This window comes from Pseudomonas sp. FP2196, assembly GCF_030687715.1.
Classification (GTDB): domain Bacteria; phylum Pseudomonadota; class Gammaproteobacteria; order Pseudomonadales; family Pseudomonadaceae; genus Aquipseudomonas.
In genome coordinates, this window is record NZ_CP117445.1 from 6,027,619 (window position 1) to 6,044,975 (window position 17,357).

Sequence of the window (17,357 nt, forward strand, 5' to 3'; positions counted from 1 at the left end):
GCGCCTATATTTGGCGACAATTCTCGGCAAAAACCCTTTTCACGGAGGCGCATCCCCTATGCGTACCAACACTCAGACCAAACGTGAGCTGGACAAGATCGACCGCAATATTTTGCGGATCCTGCAGGCGGACGGGCGGATTTCCTTTACCGAACTCGGGGAAAAAGTCGGTCTCTCCACCACGCCGTGCACCGAGCGGGTGCGCAGGCTGGAGCGCGAGGGGATCATCATGGGCTACAACGCCCGGCTCAATCCGCAGCACTTGAAGGGTAGTCTCTTGGTGTTCGTCGAGATCAGCCTCGACTACAAATCCGGCGACACTTTCGAAGAGTTCCGACGCGCGGTGCTGAAATTGCCTCACGTGCTGGAGTGTCACTTGGTATCAGGGGATTTCGACTATCTGGTGAAGGCGCGGATTTCCGAGATGGCCTCGTACCGCAAGCTGCTGGGCGACATTCTTTTGAAGTTGCCGCATGTGCGTGAGTCCAAGAGCTATATCGTGATGGAAGAGGTGAAAGAGAGCCTCTGCCTGCCGATTCCGGATTGATATTTGGTGGGCCTGACCCGGCCCTATCGCTGGCAAGCCAGCTCCCACAGTGATTTGTGGCGTTCACAAAATCTGTATCCACCGCCGTACCTGTGGGAGCTGGCTTGCCAGCGATGGCATCGTCTGGGTTCAGAGCGAACTAAACCAACACCTGCCGATTCGCGGCCATGTACTCGAAAATCTGCTTCTCCACCTTCGGATGAATCAGCTCCACAGGCCCCCGCCCATTCGGGCAAGGCAAGGTCTTCGTCGTCCCGAACAACCGGCAAATCAGCGGCCGCTCGCCATACACCGTGCAGCCATTGGGTCCCAGGTGCACACAGTTCAGCTCTTCCATTGCCGCATCCTGCTCGGCCCGGGTCTTGCGCGGCAGACGCGCCATCTCTTCGGGCGAGGTGGTCACCGGCCCGCAGCAGTCGTGGCAGCCCGGCACACAATCGAATGTGGGGATCTGCTGGCGCAGGGTGCGGATTTTTTCGCTGTTGCAGCTCATCGAAGCGGTGACCAAGGTGAAATAGGCCGCAATTGTGCCGCAAAAGGCATGATCCAGACACCGCAGGCCGACCAGTGTTGCCCGACCTCGCGCGTGCGGCTTATGCTCCGTCAAATTTTTTCGACACTTAGCCGTTGGATGGTGCTCATGCCTCACGTTGCCTCTTATTACGCCGCCAGCAGCCTGCCGCAACCGGATCATCCGCTGCTGCAAGGCGAAGTGATTGCCGACGTGTGCGTGATTGGCGGCGGGTTCTCGGGGCTGAACACTGCGCTGGAACTGGCCGAGCGCGGCCTCAGCGTGGTGTTGCTGGAAGCGCACAAGATCGGTTGGGGCGCCAGCGGGCGTAATGGTGGGCAGTTGATTCGTGGGGTCGGTCATGGGCTCGATCAATTCACCAATGTGATCGGTGCCGACGGCGTGCGGCAGATGAAACTCATGGGCCTGGAGGCAGTGGAAATCGTTCGCCAGCGCATCGAGCGATTCCAGATTGCCTGCGATCTGACCTGGGGCTATTGCGACCTCGCCAACAAACCTGCCGACCTTGAAGGGTTTGCCGAAGATGCCGAAGCGCTGCGCGGTCTCGGTTATCGCTACGAAACCCGCTTGCTGCAAGCCAATGAAATGCACACCGTGGTCGGCTCCAAACGCTACGTCGGCGGACTGATCGACATGGGTTCCGGGCATCTGCATCCGTTGAATCTCGCCTTGGGTGAAGCGGCGGCGGCGCAGCAATTGGGGGTGAAACTGTTCGAGCATTCGGCGGTGACGCGTATCGATTACGGCCCCGAGGTGAAAGTTCATACAGCGCAGGGCTCAGTGCGCGCCAAGACCCTGGTGCTGGGCTGCAACGCTTACCTCAATGATCTCAACCCGCAACTCAGCGGCAAGGTGCTGCCGGCGGGCAGCTACATCATTGCTACCGAGCCTTTGAGCGAAGAGCAGGCGTACAACCTTTTGCCGCAGAACATGGCGGTCTGTGACCAGCGGGTAGCACTGGACTACTACCGACTCTCGGCGGATCGGCGTTTGCTGTTCGGTGGCGCCTGCCATTACTCGGGGCGCGATCCGAAGGACATCGCCGCGTACATGCAACCGAAAATGCTCGAAGTATTTCCGCAACTGGCCGGGGTGAGGATTGATTTCCAGTGGGGCGGGATGATTGGCATCGGCGCCAATCGCCTTCCGCAGATTGGCCGGCTCACTGATCAGCCGAATGTGTATTACGCCCAGGCGTATTCCGGTCATGGAGTAAATGCCACGCACCTGGCGGGCAAGTTACTGGCCGAGGCGATCAGCGGCCAGCACAGCAGCGGCTTTGATCTGTTTGCCAAGGTGCCGCACATCACCTTCCCGGGCGGCAAACATTTGCGCTCGCCATTGCTTGCGCTAGGGATGTTGTGGCATCGGATGAAAGAGCTGGTCTGAAGTCGATCCCCTGTAGGAGCTGCCGCAGCCTGCGGCAGCTCCTACAGGGGACATTTCAATGAGTCAGATCCGCCAGAAAGGCTTCAACCCCTCCTCCAGCGCTTGCTCACGCGTCAACCCGACATCCTTGAGTTGATCAGCCGTCAACCCCAACAACGCTTTGCGCGTGTGCAGACGATGCCAGATCAGGCCCCAGCGACTCAGGCCGGACGGCGCGTTGCGCATGGCCGCATTCCACGCACTGTCCTCCTGCTCTGCCGCCAGTTCCTGACTGTGTAACGTCAGCCGCACATCGCTCAAGCCGTTCATTTTTGTCGCTCCTGTTTACTTGGGTAGCCAGAGATTCCATGATGCGCGGGCCAGCAAAAGCATTACAGATTCAACTCATCTGTATTAACTCCATACAGATTTGCTGTTTCTGCCACTGAATTGTCGGTTTTTGCCGCATCTGTACTGGTTTTTAGAATCACCTGCATCGAGGCAGTGCCATGACGCTTTATGTGAACCTCGCCGAACTGCTCGGCACCCGCATCGAACAAGGCTTCTATCGTCCGGGTGACAGGCTGCCGTCGGTGCGCGCCTTGAGCGTCGAACACGGCGTCAGTCTCAGCACGGTGCAGCAGGCTTATCGCATGCTGGAAGACAGCGGCTTGGCCACACCGAAACCCAAGTCCGGGTATTTCGTGCCCGTCGGTCGCGAACTGCCGGAACTGCCCGCCGTCGGACGTCCAGCGCAGCGGCCGGTGGAGATTTCGCAGTGGGATCAGGTGCTGGAGCTGATTCGCGCGGTGCCGCGCAAGGATGTAGTGCAACTCGGTCGCGGCATGCCCGACGTCACCTCGCCGACCATGAAACCGCTGCTGCGCGGACTGGCGCGGATCAGCCGGCGCCAGGACATGCCTGGCCTGTATTACGACAACATCCACGGTACCCTCGAATTGCGCGAACAGATCGCCCGGCTGATGCTCGATTCCGGCTGTCAGTTGAGCGCCGCCGACCTGGTCGTCACCACCGGTTGCCATGAAGCGCTGTCGACCAGCATCCACGCGATCTGCGAGCCGGGCGACATTGTTGCGGTGGATTCGCCGAGCTTCCACGGGGCCATGCAGACCCTCAAGGGGCTGGGCATGAAAGCCCTGGAAATCCCCACCGACCCGCTCACCGGCATCAGCCTCGAAGCGCTGGAACTGGCGCTGGAGCAATGGCCGATCAAAGTCATTCAGCTCACGCCCAACTGCAACAACCCGCTCGGCTACATCATGCCGGAGGCCCGCAAGCGCGCCCTGCTCAACCTGGCACAGCGTTTCGATGTAGCGATTATCGAAGACGATGTGTATGGCGAATTGGCCTACACCTACCCACGCCCGCGCACGATCAAATCCTTCGACGAAGACGGCCGCGTGTTGCTGTGCAGTTCGTTTTCCAAAACCCTCGCGCCAGGGCTGCGCATCGGCTGGGTCGCGCCGGGGCGTTATCTGGAGCGGGTGCTGCACATGAAATACATCAGCACTGGCTCCACCGCGCCACAGCCGCAGATCGCCATTGCCGAATTTCTTAAGTCTGGTCACTTCGAACCGCATTTGCGGCGGATGCGCACGCAATACCAGCGTAATCGCGACATGATGATCGACTGGGTCGCGCGTTACTTCCCTCCCGGAACCCGCGCCAGCCGCCCGCAAGGAAGCTTCATGCTGTGGGTTGAATTGCCGGAGGGTTTTGACACGCTGAAACTCAATCGTGCGCTGCACGATCAAGGCGTACAGATTGCCGTCGGCAGCATCTTTTCCGCCTCGGGCAAGTACCGCAATTGCCTGCGGATGAACTACGCTGCCAAACCGACACCGCTAATAGAAGAGGCGGTACGCAAGGTCGGCGCGGCAGCAATCAAACTGCTGGCCGAAGCCGACTGACCTTTTTCCAGTGGCCAGCATCCAAATGCCAATCCCTGCCGCCAACCGGAACGATCCTACGTGAGCCTCAGACAGCCCCTACTCGCTTTGTTGATGCTCACCGCGCTTCTGAGCGGTTGCGCCAGTCTCAACGTGCCGCGCGAACCGAGCCAGGCATTGCCCGCCTCCGACTCCGGTTTCGGCCGCTCGATCCAGGCCCAAGCGGCGCCGTATCAGGGCCGCTCCGGTTTTCGCCTGCTGTCCAACAGCACCGAGGCGTTCACTGCCCGCGCCGAGCTGATCCGCAATGCGCAGAGCAGCCTCGACTTGCAGTACTACATCGTTCACGACGGCGTCAGCACGCGGATGCTGGTGGAGGAGTTGCTTAAGGCTGCAGATCGTGGCGTGCGCGTGCGAATCCTGCTCGACGACACCACCAGCGACGGCCTCGACCAGATCATCGCCACGCTGGCAGCGCATCCGCAGATCCAGATCCGCCTGTTCAACCCGCTGCATCTGGGGCGAAGCACAGGCGCGACGCGGGCGGCCGGTCGCCTGTTAAATCTGTCACTGCAACACCGACGGATGCACAACAAATTGTGGCTGGCGGACAACAGCGTGGCCATCGTCGGCGGGCGCAATCTGGGCGACGAGTATTTCGATGCCGAGCCGAATCTGAATTTCACCGATATCGACATGCTCAGCGTGGGACCCGTGGCCGAGCAACTCGGGCACAGCTTCGACCAGTACTGGAACAGCGCCCTGAGTAAACCCATCGAAGAATTCCTCTCCAGTAAACCCTCGGCCAAGGACCTGCAGAACACCCGCACGCGTCTGGAAGAATCACTGGAAGAAACCCGCAAGCAGAATCACGCGCTGTATCAGCAGTTGATGACCTTCAAAACCGAACCGCGCATGGACATCTGGCGCAAAGAGCTGATCTGGGCCTGGAGTCAGGCGCTGTGGGACGCGCCGAGCAAGGTGCTGGCCAAGGGCGAACCGGATCCGCAGTTGCTCCTGACCACACAACTGGCGCCGGAACTCACGGGTGTCAGCAAAGAGCTGATCATGATCTCGGCCTATTTTGTGCCGGGCCAGCCGGGGCTGGTCTACCTGACCGGGCGTGCCGATGCCGGTGTGTCGGTAAACCTGCTGACCAATTCGCTGGAAGCCACCGATGTGCCAGCGGTTCACGGCGGTTATGCGCCTTATCGCAAGGCGCTGCTGGAGCACGGAGTGAAACTGTTCGAGTTACGTCGCCAGCCTGGGGACGGTGGCGGTAGCGGTCCGCATATTTTTTACAGCAAGTCGTTTCGCGGGTCGGACTCCAGCCTGCACAGCAAGGCGATGATCTTCGATCGGCAGAAGTCGTTTATCGGCTCATTCAACTTCGACCCGCGTTCGGTGCTGTGGAACACCGAAGTCGGCGTGCTGGTGGACAGCCCTGAATTGGCCGCGCACGTGCGCGAACTGGCCCTGCAAGGCATGGCGCCAGCGCTGAGTTACGAGGCGAAACTTGAGCACGGGCAGATCGTCTGGGTCACCGAGGACAATGGCCAGATGCATACGCTGACCAAAGAGCCGGGGAGCTGGTGGCGACGCTTCAATGCGTGGTTCAGCACTACCGTGGGCCTGGAGCGGATGCTGTAGCCCCGGCAAGAGGTATTCAGGCAGGCTCGGCCTCTGTGCCGAACGCACCTTGACGCGACAGCAGAATCACCAGCCCGAACGCCCCGGCCGCCATCAGCCACGGCAGCGCATGCCCGCTGATCCACTGACTGCCCGCGCCCGCCGCCAACGGCCCGACCAGACAGCCAACACCCCACAGCTGTGCGATATGCGCATTGGCTCGCACCAGCGCATCGTCGCGATAACGTTCGCCAATCAAGATCAGCGACAAGGTGAATAAACCACCGGCACTCGCACCGAACAACACCCACAACGGCCAGATCAAGAGTGTATCGAGCAGAACGGGAATCGCCAGGCTCGACAGCATCAACACCACCGCACACCCGGTAAACAGCGTGCGTCGCGACAGATAATCGGCCAGTGCGCCAATCGGTAATTGCAGCAAGGCATCACCTACCACCACCGTGCTGACCATCGCCAGGGCGATCTCTTCAGTGAACCCCTGTTGCAGGCAATACACCGGCAACAGCGTCAGGATCATCGCCTCGAACGCGGCGAACAACGACACTGCCCAGGCAATCGCCGGCAGCTCGCGGGCAAAGCCCCACAAATCGCGGAAGGTCACACTGCTCGCTTCACTGCTTGGCGCACCGCTGCGTCCCAGCAAGAGCAACGGTGAAACCAGCAACAAACCGACGCCAACCCAGAAGCCATAGTCATGCCCGGTGCCGAGCACTCCCAACAGCAACGGGCCAGACAGCTGACTCAAGGCATAACTGCTGCCATACAGCGCCACCAATCGCCCGCGCCACTGCTCGACCACCAGTTGATTGATCCAGCTCTCGCCAAGAATGAAGACGATGGTCAGGATCACGCCAATCATCAACCGCAGCACCAGCCAGATCGGATAGCTCGGCAACAGCGCCAGCAACCCGATCGACAGCGCCCCGGCCCACAGGCACAGGCGCATCAGGTTGGCCGTGCCGAAACGCGCCGCCAGATGACTGGAAATCTTCGCGCCCAACAGCACGCCAATCGCCGGCATCGCCGCCATCACGCCGATAGCGAAAGAGCCGTAGCCCCAACCCTCCAGACGCAACGACACCAACGGCATGCTGACCCCCAGGGCCAGGCCGACACTCAAGACAGACGCCAACACGGCGAAATACGTCGCCCACCGCATGTTCCACGCTCCTGTGGATATTCTTTTTGTATTCACCCAAAACACTGTGGGAGCGAACCCCTGTGGCGAGGGGATTTATCCCCGTTGGGTCGCGCAGCGGCCCCAAAACCTGCAACCACAACGTACTAGGTACACCGCGTGCAATGGTTTAGCGACTGCTTCGCAGCCGAACGGGGATAAATCCCCTCACCACAGAAACTCACTCCCACAGGGAATTTCTGTAGCGTTCAGGAGCCTGATTCAGCAGGCTCCCTTTACCGCATTACAGCTTGATCCACGTCGCCTTCAGCTCGGTGTATTTATCGAACGCGTGCAACGACTTGTCGCGGCCGTTGCCCGACTGCTTGAAGCCGCCGAACGGCGCAGTCATATCGCCGCCGTCGTACTGGTTGACCCACACGCTGCCGGCGCGCAGCGCCTTGGCGGTCAGGTGCGCCTTGGAAATGTCCTGCGTCCACACTGCTGCCGCCAGACCATAAGGCGTGTCGTTGGCGATCTGGATCGCCTCTTCAGCGGTATCGAAAGCAATGACCGACAGCACCGGGCCGAAGATCTCTTCCTGAGCGATCTTCATCGCGTTGCTCACGCCGTCGAAAATCGTCGGCTCGACGTAGGTGCCACCGGTTTCCTGAAGAATGCGCTTGCCGCCAGCCACCAGCTTGGCGCCATCGGTATGACCGGACTCGATGTACGACAGCACGGTGTTCATCTGCTGGGTATCGACCAGTGCACCAACGTTGGTCGCCGGATCCAGCGGGTTACCCGGCTTCCAGCTTTTCAGCGCCTCGATCACCATCGGCAGGAATTTGTCTTTGATCGAACGCTCGACCAACAGACGCGAACCCGCCGTGCAGACTTCGCCCTGGTTGAAGGCAATGGCGCTGGCAGCGGATTCGGCCGCAGCTTGCAGGTCCGGAGCGTCGGCAAAAACGATGTTCGGGCTCTTGCCGCCCGCTTCCAGCCACACGCGTTTCATGTTCGATTCGCCGGAATAAATCATCAATTGCTTGGCGATCTTGGTCGAACCGGTGAACACCAGAGTGTCCACATCGTTGTGCAGGGCCAGTGCCTTGCCCACGGTGTGGCCGTAACCCGGCAACACGTTGAGCACGCCTTTCGGAATGCCGGCCTCAACAGCCAGCGCCGCGATACGGATGGCGGTCAGCGGCGACTTTTCCGACGGTTTGAGAATCACCGAGTTACCGGTCGACAGCGCCGGGCCGAGTTTCCAGCAGGCCATCATCAGCGGGAAGTTCCACGGCACAATGGCGCCGACAACGCCCACTGGCTCGCGGGTCACCAGACCCAGTTGATCGTGCGGGGTGGCCGCGACTTCGTCGTAGATCTTGTCGATCGCCTCACCGCTCCAGCTCAGCGCTTGTGCCGCGCCCGGAACGTCGATGTACAGCGAATCGCTGATCGGTTTGCCCATGTCGAGGGTTTCGAGCAGAGCCAGTTCTTCAGCGTGCTGCTTGAGCAGGCCGGCGAAGCGAATCATGGTGGCTTTGCGTTTGGTCGGTGCCAGGCGCGACCAGGCGCCGGAATTGAAAGTAGCGCGGGCGTTTTCCACGGCACGCTGGGCGTCGGCGGCGTCACAGCTGGCGATCTTGCCCAGCAGACGGCCATCGACCGGGCTGATGCACTCGAAGGTCTCACCGGAGACGGCGTCGGTGTATTCGCCATTGAGGTAAGCGCGGCCTTCGATCTTCAGGTCGCGGGCGCGTTGTTCCCAGTCGGCACGAGTCAGGGTGGTCATTTAAGTGTCCTCCTCTTGTTGAATACGAGCGCCGCGCGATCTTCGCCAGCGTCATCAGGAATTCTGCCTGGCCAGCCTGCTTTTCGGCCCAAGGCACCCGCCACCCTAAACCAGCGGCCGGGTCTGTTTCAATATATTTGACATAAGCGCGCCATACAGCCTTGCGGTGTTCAATTTAATAAACATAGACTTTGGCCCTTTCCAACATCGCGCCGTCATTACGGGAGAAAACAACAATGAACATCCAGAACGTCGTCGACATCAGCCTGACCACCAGCGAAGCCGAACGCTATCGCCCGGACCCGGCCAAAGTGCTCAAGGGCGATCCCGAGCAGGCCGTGTTCAATCAGTACGACAGCCCTTGCGGGCAGATGGGCGTCGGCGTTTGGGAAGGTGCGGTGGGGCAATGGACAGTGAATTACACCGAGCATGAATACTGCGAGATTTTGCAGGGGGTTTCGGTACTGCGCGACGGTGATGGCAATGCCAAGACCTTGCGTGTGGGCGACCGTTTTGTGATCCCGGCGGGGTTTCGTGGCACTTGGGAAGTGCTGGAGGCTTGCCGCAAGGTCTACGTGATCTTCGAACAGAAGGCCTGACCGAAATCCCCTGCAAGAGCTGCCAAAGGGGTAACAGGCAATATCCGAGGCAACAAAAAAGGCCCGTATCGTGAGATACGGGCCTTTTTCGTAAGTCGGGAAAAATCAATTACTTGATTTTGCCTTCCTTGTAGATCACGTGCTTGCGAACAACCGGATCATATTTCTTGATCTCGATTTTGTCCGGGGTAGTACGCTTGTTCTTGTCGGTAGTGTAGAAGTGACCAGTACCGGCGCTCGAGATCAAACGAATCAATTCACGCATGATTAGCTCCCTTAAATCTTGCCATCGCGGCGAAGTTCGGCGAGCACGACAGTGATGCCACGCTTGTCGATGATACGCATGCCTTTGGCAGATACGCGCAGACGCACAAAACGTTTCTCTTCTTCAACCCAGAAGCGGTGATGCTGCAGGTTCGGCAGGAAACGACGACGGGTTTTGTTGTTTGCGTGGGAAATGTTATTCCCAGTCACCGGACCCTTACCGGTAACTTGACATACTCTCGACATGCCTCAGCCCTCTAAAACCACATGCCCAACCCGGCATGGGTTGGCCGCTTAATCTCTCAGTCATTTGGCGCCAGGCGCCGCGTTTCTTTAGAGGTCTTACCGGCTACACCTACAGTGAAGGAACCGGGCCCCTAGAAAAGAGCGCTGCTTTATACCAGAAAGACCGGGGTGCAACAACATTCGGTGTGCAATCAATCGATAAAAGCGCGCAAATTCTGCCTGCAAGGGCTTTGGATAAAGGCCGGGACCGGTTTTTACCACTCGTCGCAGAAAACCGCTGGTACACGCGATTAGCGCTCGTCGTCTCGCCGCCACACAACCATAAGCGCTTATGACCTGCCCCAAAAATGCAAAAAGGGGATAGTCATTTGCAATCGCGCCCTCTAGGGTAGGACTTTTCCAGACTGCACTTGCAGATGGGCCTTCGATCTGTAAAGGAAACCGACCATGCGCCTCGCTGCCCTACCCCTGTTGCTCGCCCCGCTCCTGCTGAGCCCCCTGGCCCAGGCCGCCGCGCTGAGCGTCTGCACCGAGGCCAGCCCGGAAGGGTTCGACGTGGTGCAATACAACTCGCTGACCACCACCAATGCCTCGGCCGACGTGCTGATGAATCGCCTGGTGGACTTCGACACCGCCAGCGGCAAGGTAGTCCCGAGCCTGGCCGACAGCTGGGAAGTCAGCACTGACGGCCTGACTTATATCTTCAAACTGCACCCGCGGGTGAAGTTTCACACCACCGATTACTTCAAGCCGAGCCGCGAGCTGACCGCAGAAGACGTCAAATTCAGCTTTGACCGTATGCTCGACCCGGCCAATCCTTGGCACAAAGTCGCCCAGAGTGGTTTCCCTCACGCGCAGTCAATGCAACTGCCGGCACTGATCAAGAAGATCGATGCACTGGACCCGCTGACCGTGCGCTTCACCCTCGATCACCCGGACTCGACCTTCCTCGCCACCCTGAGCATGGGTTTCGCCTCGGTCTATTCCGCGGAATACGCCGACAAGCTGCTCAAGGCCAACGCGACCGAGAAGCTCAACAGTCAGCCGATCGGCACCGGCCCGTTCGTCTTCACCCGCTTCCAGAAAGACGCCGCGATTCGCTACAAGGCCAACCCGGATTACTTCGGCGGCAAGCCGTCTGTTGACCCGCTGATCTTCGCTATTACCCCGGATGCCAACGTGCGCCTGCAAAAGTTGCGGCGTAACGAATGCCAGATCGCCCTGTCGCCAAAGCCCTTGGACGTACAGGCAGCGCTGAAAGAACCGACGCTGAAAGTCGAAAAGACTGACGCATTCATGACCGCATTCGTTGGCATCAACAGCCAGCATCCGCCATTGGACAAGCCAGAAGTGCGGCAGGCCATCAACCTGGCTTTCGACAAGACCAACTACATCAAAGCCGTGTTCGAAGACACTGCTGAAGCAGCCAACGGGGTTTATCCGCCGAACACCTGGGGCTACGCGAAGAACCTCGCGGGCTACCCTCACGACGTGGCGAAAGCCAAGGCACTGCTGGCCAAGGCCGGTTTGAAGGACGGCTTCCAGACCACCATCTGGACGCGTCCGTCCGGCAGCCTGCTCAACCCGAACCCGAGCCTCGGTGCACAGATGTTGCAGTCTGATCTCGCCGAAATCGGCATTCAGGCGGAGATCCGCGTGATCGAGTGGGGCGAGCTGATCCGCCGCGCCAAGGCGGGCGAGCATGACCTGCTGTTCATGGGCTGGGCGGGTGACAACGGCGACCCGGACAACTTCCTCACGCCGCAGTTTTCCTGTGCGGCGGTCAAGTCCGGCACCAACTTCGCCCGCTATTGCAACGCCGATCTGGACAAGCTGATCAGCGCTGGCAAGACCACTAGCGAACAAGGTGTGCGCACCAAGCTCTATGAGCAGGCGCAGGCGCAGATTCAGCAGCAGGCGCTATGGCTGCCACTTGCCCATCCGACGGCCTATGCACTGACCCGCAAGGATGTGCAGGGCTACTCGGTGAGCCCTTTTGGCCGGCAGGACTATTCGAAGATAAACCTGAAATAACCTGCCCTGCACATCTCCTGTAGGAGTGAGTCTGCTCGCGATAGCAAACTTCCAGTTACCAAATAAGTTGACTGAAATGACGCCATCGCGAGCAGACTCACTCCTACAGGGGTTTGCGTTGCCCCCCTGAGAATTACATCCAGCCACATTCCGCCATCGACAACGGCTCCCCCTCCCCCACGATGAAGTGATCCAGCACTCGCACATCAATCAGTTCAAGTGCCTTTTGCAAACGCTTGGTGAGCAATCGATCCGCCTGACTGGGATCGGTGTTTCCCGACGGGTGGTTATGACACAGAATCACGGCTGCCGCGTTGTTGGCCAGGGCGCGCTTTACGACTTCCCGGGGATGCACGCTGGTGTTGTCGATCGAGCCGCGAAACAGCGCCTCGAAGATCAGCACTTGATGCCTGGAGTCTAGAAACAGGCAGCCAAACACCTCGTGCGGCTCGTGGCGCAGCACGGATTTGAGGTAATCCCGAACAGCTTGCGGACTCTCCAGTGCAGGTTTTTTGCGTGAGCGCTCGGCCAGATAACGCCGGTTCATTTCTTGAGCAGCCTGCAACTGGGCAAACTTCGCCGGCCCCAGGCCCAATTGTTTGCTGAAAGCTTCCTGATCGGCCTCGAGCAGCAAACGCAGGCTACCGAACTGATTCAACAAGTGTCGCGCCAAGTCCACTGCGCTTTTGCCAACGACCCCCGTGCGCAAAAAAATCGCCAGTAACTCGGCGTCCGAAAGGCTCGCAGAGCCCTGCTCAAGCAACCTTTCCCTCGGCCGTTCCGCCGCTGGCCAATCGCGAATACTCATACACATTCCTTGTCTGTGGGCGCCGCTGTTCCGTAGCGGTCGCTGTGATATCGTAGCCCATCTTTTTTGCGGTCGATTTATCCCTGGGGAGGGGGCATCGCACCGCAGTCATCAACGAAATGAAAGGCAGACCTATGCAGCGGCTGTATCGGAAACGCATCGTTCTGGGCGTCGGCGGCGGCATTGCGGCCTACAAGAGCGCTGATCTGGTTCGTCGCCTGATCGACCAGGGTGCCGAAGTGCGCGTGGTCATGACCCACGGCGGCGCCGAGTTCATCACCCCGCTGACCATGCAGGCCCTGTCAGGCCACCCGGTTCATCTGGATTTGCTCGACCCGGCCGCCGAAGCGGCGATGGGCCACATCGAGCTGGCCAAATGGGCCGATCTGGTGCTGATCGCCCCGGCCACCGCCGACCTGCTCGCCCGTCTGGCGCAGGGTATCGCCAACGACTTGCTGACCACGCTGGTGCTGGCCACCGACGCCGTAGTGGCAGTCGCTCCGGCGATGAACCAGGCAATGTGGCGCGACCCGGCGACCCAGGCCAACCTGCAACTCCTCGAAAGCCGTGGTCTGAAAACCTTCGGCCCGGCCTCGGGCAGCCAGGCCTGCGGCGACGTCGGCATGGGCCGGATGATGGAAGCCACCGATCTGGCGCAGTGCGCGGCGGACTGCTTCCAGCGTCAAGCGCTGACCGGCAAGCACGTGGTCATCACCGCCGGCCCGACCCAGGAAAACATCGACCCGGTGCGCTACATCACCAACCACAGCTCCGGGAAAATGGGCTTTGCCCTGGCCGAAGCAGCGGTAGAAGCCGGCGCCCGCGTGACCCTGATCAGCGGCCCGGTGCACCTGCCGACCCCGGATCGCGTCACGCGCATCGACGTGGTCAGCGCCCGCGACATGCTCGCGGCGTGCGAAGCCGCAATCCCTTGCGACGTGTTCATATCCTCGGCAGCGGTCGCGGATTACCGCCCGGAAGTCATCGCCCCGCAAAAACTCAAAAAAGATCCTACGAGCGGCGACGGTTTCGTCCTGCAAATGGTGCGTAACCCGGACATCCTGGCCACCATCGCGACCCGTCCCGACCGTCCGTTCAGTGTCGGCTTCGCCGCCGAGACCGAACACCTGCTCGACTACGCTGCGCGCAAGCTGAAGGACAAGAATCTCGATTTGATCGTCGCCAACGACGTCGCCAACCCGAGCATCGGTTTCAACAGCGAAGAAAACGCTTGCAGCGTGATTGACCGTGAGCTGCACGCCACGGTTTTCGCCCAGACCAGCAAGAGCAAGATTGCTCGCCAACTGGTCACTTTTATCGCCGAACGTCTGAACCAGGTTTAATTTACATGCACGCTTTGCAAGCCAAGATCCTCGACCCACGCATCGGTACCGAATTCCCGCTGCCGCAATACGCCACCCCGGGCTCCGCCGGCCTCGACCTGCGCGCCATGCTGGAACAGGACATCGTGATCAAACCGGGTGAAACCGTGCTGATCCCTACCGGTCTGTCGGTTTACATCGGCGACCCGAACCTCGCCGCACTGATCCTGCCGCGCTCGGGCATGGGCCACAAACACGGCATCGTGCTGGGCAACCTCGTTGGTCTGATCGACTCCGATTATCAAGGCCCGCTGATGGTGTCCTGCTGGAACCGCGGCCAGACCGACTTCACCATGACCGTCGGCGAGCGCTTGGCGCAACTGGTGTTGGTGCCGGTGGTACAGGCGCACTTCGAAATGGTTGAAGAGTTTGTCGAAACCGAACGCGGCACTGGCGGTTTCGGTCATACCGGCACCAAATAATCCATACCGATACCGATACCGATACATCACTGTAGGAGTTGCCGAAGGCTGCGATCTTTTGATTTTGTTTTTTAAGATCAACATCAAAAGATCGCAGCCTTCGGCAGCTCCTACAGGGGAAAATTTCAGGCAGACCAGCTGAAAGGTTTACCGCCGCAAATCAAGGTTTTGGCGGACGAAAGCCGAGCCAGCCGAGGCGTCATGGCCCTTTCATACCACGAACTCTCTGTGGAAAACGCCGTCATACCCTTCAGTTTGAGCCTGCCGTCGAGTGAATCGTCGGTGTGACCCACCACTTTCGAGATGGAGCATTTCCGCAGATGAGCACCCCAGCCAAGATTGCCCCGAAGCTGCCCGACAGCATCTTTCGCGCCTATGACATTCGCGGCACCGTGCCGGAATTCCTCAATGCCGAAACCGCTTACTGGATCGGCCGCGCCATCGGCTCGCAGAGCCTGGCCCAAGGCGAGCCTAACGTTTCTGTCGGCCGCGACGGCCGTTTGTCCGGCCCGGAGCTGGTCGCAGAACTGATCCGCGGTATTGCCGAGAGCGGTTGCCACGTCAGCGATGTCGGTCTGGTGCCAACGCCTGCGCTGTACTACGCCGCCAACGTACTGGCCGGTAAGTCCGGAGTGATGCTCACCGGCAGCCACAACCCGTCGAACTACAACGGCTTCAAGATCGTGATCGCCGGCGACACCCTCGCCAACGAACAGATTCAGGTCCTGCACGAACGCATCAAGACCAACAATCTGAGCAGCGGCCAAGGTAGCGTGACTCAGGTCGAAATTCTCGATCGCTATAACACCGAAATCGTCCAGGACATTAAACTGGCCCGCCGCCTGAAAGTCGTGGTCGACTGCGGCAACGGCGCGGCCGGTGTGATCGCCCCGCAACTGATCGAAGCGCTGAACTGCGAAGTCATCCCGCTGTTCTGCGAGGTAGACGGCAACTTCCCGAATCACCATCCGGATCCGGGCAAACCGGAAAACCTTGTCGACCTGATCGCCAAGGTCAAGGAAACCAACGCCGACATCGGCCTGGCCTTCGACGGTGATGGCGACCGCGTCGGCGTGGTGACCAACACCGGCAGCATTGTTTATCCGGATCGCCTGCTGATGCTGTTCGCCCGCGACGTCGTCGCGCGCAACCCGGACGCGGAAATCATCTTCGACGTCAAATGCACCCGCCGCCTGGTACCGCTGATCAAGGAATACGGTGGCCGGCCGCTAATGTGGAAGACTGGTCATTCGTTGATCAAAAAGAAGATGAAACAATCCGGCGCGCTGTTGGCCGGTGAAATGAGCGGGCACATCTTCTTCAAGGAACGCTGGTTCGGTTTCGACGACGGTATCTACAGCGCCGCCCGACTGCTGGAGATCCTCAGCAAGGAAAAATCCACGGCAGAAGAGTTGTTTGCGACCTTCCCGAACGATATTTCTACGCCGGAAATCAATATCCATGTGACCGAAGAGAGCAAATTCAGCATCATTGATGCTCTGCACGACGCACAGTGGGGCGCAGGCGCTGACCTGACCACCATCGACGGCGTGCGTGTCGATTACGCCAAAGGCTGGGGCCTGGTGCGCGCGTCCAACACCACACCGGTGCTGGTGCTGCGCTTCGAGGCCGATGACGAGGCTGAATTGCAGCGCATCAAGGATGTATTCCACGCCCAACTGAAACGCGTTGCACCTGATCTCCAACTACCGTTCTGATCCACCCGGAGCCCTGAATGACCCTCGAACGCGAAGCCGCCGCCCACACCGCCCAGGTCCTGTCCGAAGCGTTGCCTTACATCCGACGTTATGTCGGCAAGACCCTGGTGATCAAATACGGCGGCAACGCGATGGAAAGCGAGGAGCTGAAAACCGGCTTCGCCCGCGACATCGTCTTGATGAAAGCCGTGGGCATCAATCCGGTCGTGGTTCACGGTGGCGGCCCGCAGATCGGTGATCTGCTCAAGCGCCTGTCGATCGAAAGCCACTTCGTCGATGGCATGCGCGTCACTGACGCTGCAACCATGGACGTGGTGGAAATGGTCCTGGGCGGTCAGGTCAACAAAAGCATCGTCAACCTGATCAACCGTCACGGCGGCAGCGCCATCGGTCTGACCGGTAAAGACGCCGGGCTGATCCGTGCGAAGAAGCTCACCGTCACCCGCCAGACCCCGGAGATGACCCAGCCGGAAATCATCGACATCGGTCAGGTAGGCGAAGTGGTCGGGATCAACACCGAGCTGCTGAACCTGCTGGTCAAAGGCAATTTCATCCCGGTGATCGCGCCGATCGGCGTGGGTGAAAATGGCGAGTCGTACAACATCAACGCTGACCTGGTGGCCGGTAAAGTCGCCGAAGCGCTGAAAGCCGAAAAGCTGATGCTGTTGACCAACATCGCCGGCCTGATGGACAAATCGGGCACGGTGCTGACCGGCCTGAGCACCCAACAGGTCGACGACCTGATCGCCGACGGCACCATCTACGGCGGCATGCTGCCGAAGATCCGTTGCGCGCTGGAAGCGGTTCAGGGCGGCGTTGGCAGCTCGCTGATCATCGACGGTCGCGTACCGAACGCGATCCTGCTGGAAATTTTCACCGACACCGGTGTGGGCACGCTGATCAGCAATCGCAAGCGTCCGTAAGCACTGGTGCAAACAAAAAGACCCCGCTCAGCCTGG

At 59.8% G+C, this 17,357-nt stretch carries 16 protein-coding genes and 1 pseudogene; 10 read left to right on the top strand and 7 right to left on the bottom strand.

Going from position 1 to position 17,357, the window contains the following annotated elements:
- The first annotated feature begins 58 nt into the window (after positions 1–58).
- A complete protein-coding gene (locus tag PSH79_RS27145) occupies positions 59–547 on the top strand; it encodes an Lrp/AsnC ligand binding domain-containing protein (RefSeq protein ID WP_010465173.1) in 489 nt (162 codons plus the stop codon).
- A gap of 139 nt (positions 548–686) precedes the next feature.
- Here PSH79_RS27145 and PSH79_RS27150 read toward each other — a convergent pair whose 3' ends face one another.
- Positions 687–1,040: a YkgJ family cysteine cluster protein gene (locus PSH79_RS27150; RefSeq protein WP_095187935.1), complete on the bottom strand. Its 354-nt coding sequence runs from the start codon at positions 1,038–1,040 to the stop codon at positions 687–689.
- A gap of 138 nt (positions 1,041–1,178) precedes the next feature.
- Here PSH79_RS27150 and PSH79_RS27155 point away from each other — a divergent pair, with 138 nt between their 5' ends.
- Complete coding sequence (locus PSH79_RS27155) at positions 1,179–2,468, top strand: FAD-binding oxidoreductase (protein WP_305444106.1); 1,290 nt, start codon at positions 1,179–1,181, stop codon at positions 2,466–2,468.
- Positions 2,469–2,531: 63 nt separating this feature from the next.
- Here the strand turns inward: PSH79_RS27155 and PSH79_RS27160 are convergent, their stop codons facing one another.
- Complete coding sequence (locus PSH79_RS27160) at positions 2,532–2,777, bottom strand: DUF1127 domain-containing protein (protein WP_305440472.1); 246 nt, start codon at positions 2,775–2,777, stop codon at positions 2,532–2,534.
- Between the two features lie 179 nt (positions 2,778–2,956).
- On the opposite strand from PSH79_RS27160, the gene PSH79_RS27165 reads away from it, so the two are divergent.
- Positions 2,957–4,378, top strand: a complete 1,422-nt coding sequence (locus PSH79_RS27165) for a PLP-dependent aminotransferase family protein (protein ID WP_305440473.1) — start codon at positions 2,957–2,959, stop codon at positions 4,376–4,378.
- A gap of 60 nt (positions 4,379–4,438) precedes the next feature.
- On the top strand, positions 4,439–6,007 hold the full coding sequence (locus PSH79_RS27170) for a phospholipase D family protein (protein ID WP_305440474.1): 1,569 nt from the start codon (positions 4,439–4,441) through the stop codon (positions 6,005–6,007).
- A 16-nt stretch (positions 6,008–6,023) separates the two neighbouring features.
- Here PSH79_RS27170 and PSH79_RS27175 read toward each other — a convergent pair whose 3' ends face one another.
- A complete protein-coding gene (locus PSH79_RS27175; RefSeq protein ID WP_305440475.1) occupies positions 6,024–7,169 on the bottom strand; it encodes an MFS transporter in 1,146 nt (381 codons plus the stop codon).
- Positions 7,170–7,431: 262 nt separating this feature from the next.
- Complete coding sequence (locus tag PSH79_RS27180) at positions 7,432–8,925, bottom strand: aldehyde dehydrogenase (RefSeq protein WP_305440476.1); 1,494 nt, start codon at positions 8,923–8,925, stop codon at positions 7,432–7,434.
- Between the two features lie 236 nt (positions 8,926–9,161).
- Between PSH79_RS27180 and PSH79_RS27185 the strand changes: the two genes are divergently transcribed.
- Complete coding sequence (locus PSH79_RS27185) at positions 9,162–9,524, top strand: cupin domain-containing protein (protein WP_305440477.1); 363 nt, start codon at positions 9,162–9,164, stop codon at positions 9,522–9,524.
- Positions 9,525–9,633: 109 nt separating this feature from the next.
- Here PSH79_RS27185 and rpmG read toward each other — a convergent pair whose 3' ends face one another.
- Both rpmG and rpmB read right to left on the bottom strand, forming a co-directional pair.
- A complete protein-coding gene (rpmG, locus tag PSH79_RS27190) occupies positions 9,634–9,789 on the bottom strand; it encodes a 50S ribosomal protein L33 (RefSeq protein ID WP_003177274.1) in 156 nt (51 codons plus the stop codon).
- Positions 9,790–9,800: 11 nt separating this feature from the next.
- A complete protein-coding gene (gene rpmB, locus PSH79_RS27195; protein WP_007920377.1) occupies positions 9,801–10,034 on the bottom strand; it encodes a 50S ribosomal protein L28 in 234 nt (77 codons plus the stop codon).
- Between the two features lie 447 nt (positions 10,035–10,481).
- Here rpmB and PSH79_RS27200 point away from each other — a divergent pair, with 447 nt between their 5' ends.
- Positions 10,482–12,068, top strand: a complete 1,587-nt coding sequence (locus PSH79_RS27200) for an ABC transporter substrate-binding protein (protein WP_305440478.1) — start codon at positions 10,482–10,484, stop codon at positions 12,066–12,068.
- Between the two features lie 133 nt (positions 12,069–12,201).
- Here the strand turns inward: PSH79_RS27200 and radC are convergent, their stop codons facing one another.
- Entirely contained in the window at positions 12,202–12,876 is a 675-nt protein-coding gene (radC, locus tag PSH79_RS27205; protein WP_305440479.1) for a DNA repair protein RadC, read from the bottom strand.
- A gap of 134 nt (positions 12,877–13,010) precedes the next feature.
- Here radC and coaBC point away from each other — a divergent pair, with 134 nt between their 5' ends.
- The 4 genes and pseudogenes from coaBC (at position 13,011) to argB (ending at position 17,321) form a co-directional block, all read left to right on the top strand.
- On the top strand, positions 13,011–14,219 hold the full coding sequence (coaBC, locus tag PSH79_RS27210; RefSeq protein ID WP_187680377.1) for a bifunctional phosphopantothenoylcysteine decarboxylase/phosphopantothenate--cysteine ligase CoaBC: 1,209 nt from the start codon (positions 13,011–13,013) through the stop codon (positions 14,217–14,219).
- 5 nt (positions 14,220–14,224) lie between these two features.
- Positions 14,225–14,680, top strand: a complete 456-nt coding sequence (dut, locus tag PSH79_RS27215; RefSeq protein WP_016985816.1) for a dUTP diphosphatase — start codon at positions 14,225–14,227, stop codon at positions 14,678–14,680.
- A gap of 314 nt (positions 14,681–14,994) precedes the next feature.
- A pseudogene (locus tag PSH79_RS27220) lies at positions 14,995–16,398 on the top strand (phosphomannomutase/phosphoglucomutase); the annotation flags it as partial.
- Positions 16,399–16,415: 17 nt separating this feature from the next.
- Entirely contained in the window at positions 16,416–17,321 is a 906-nt protein-coding gene (gene argB / locus PSH79_RS27225; protein WP_003229488.1) for an acetylglutamate kinase, read from the top strand.
- Positions 17,322–17,357: the final 36 nt, after the last annotated feature.

Coding starts and splice junctions, on each gene's coding strand:
- PSH79_RS27160 (WP_305440472.1), bottom strand. CDS start 2,777: ATGAACGGCTTGAGCGATGTGCGGCTGACGTTACACAGTCAGGAACTG.
- PSH79_RS27155 (WP_305444106.1), top strand. CDS start 1,179: ATGGTGCTCATGCCTCACGTTGCCTCTTATTACGCCGCCAGCAGCCTG.
- rpmG (WP_003177274.1), bottom strand. CDS start 9,789: ATGCGTGAATTGATTCGTTTGATCTCGAGCGCCGGTACTGGTCACTTC.
- radC (WP_305440479.1), bottom strand. CDS start 12,876: ATGAGTATTCGCGATTGGCCAGCGGCGGAACGGCCGAGGGAAAGGTTG.
- PSH79_RS27165 (WP_305440473.1), top strand. CDS start 2,957: ATGACGCTTTATGTGAACCTCGCCGAACTGCTCGGCACCCGCATCGAA.
- PSH79_RS27200 (WP_305440478.1), top strand. CDS start 10,482: ATGCGCCTCGCTGCCCTACCCCTGTTGCTCGCCCCGCTCCTGCTGAGC.
- dut (WP_016985816.1), top strand. CDS start 14,225: ATGCACGCTTTGCAAGCCAAGATCCTCGACCCACGCATCGGTACCGAA.
- PSH79_RS27150 (WP_095187935.1), bottom strand. CDS start 1,040: ATGAGCTGCAACAGCGAAAAAATCCGCACCCTGCGCCAGCAGATCCCC.
- PSH79_RS27175 (WP_305440475.1), bottom strand. CDS start 7,169: ATGCGGTGGGCGACGTATTTCGCCGTGTTGGCGTCTGTCTTGAGTGTC.
- rpmB (WP_007920377.1), bottom strand. CDS start 10,034: ATGTCGAGAGTATGTCAAGTTACCGGTAAGGGTCCGGTGACTGGGAAT.
- PSH79_RS27145 (WP_010465173.1), top strand. CDS start 59: ATGCGTACCAACACTCAGACCAAACGTGAGCTGGACAAGATCGACCGC.
- PSH79_RS27185 (WP_305440477.1), top strand. CDS start 9,162: ATGAACATCCAGAACGTCGTCGACATCAGCCTGACCACCAGCGAAGCC.
- coaBC (WP_187680377.1), top strand. CDS start 13,011: ATGCAGCGGCTGTATCGGAAACGCATCGTTCTGGGCGTCGGCGGCGGC.
- PSH79_RS27180 (WP_305440476.1), bottom strand. CDS start 8,925: ATGACCACCCTGACTCGTGCCGACTGGGAACAACGCGCCCGCGACCTG.
- argB (WP_003229488.1), top strand. CDS start 16,416: ATGACCCTCGAACGCGAAGCCGCCGCCCACACCGCCCAGGTCCTGTCC.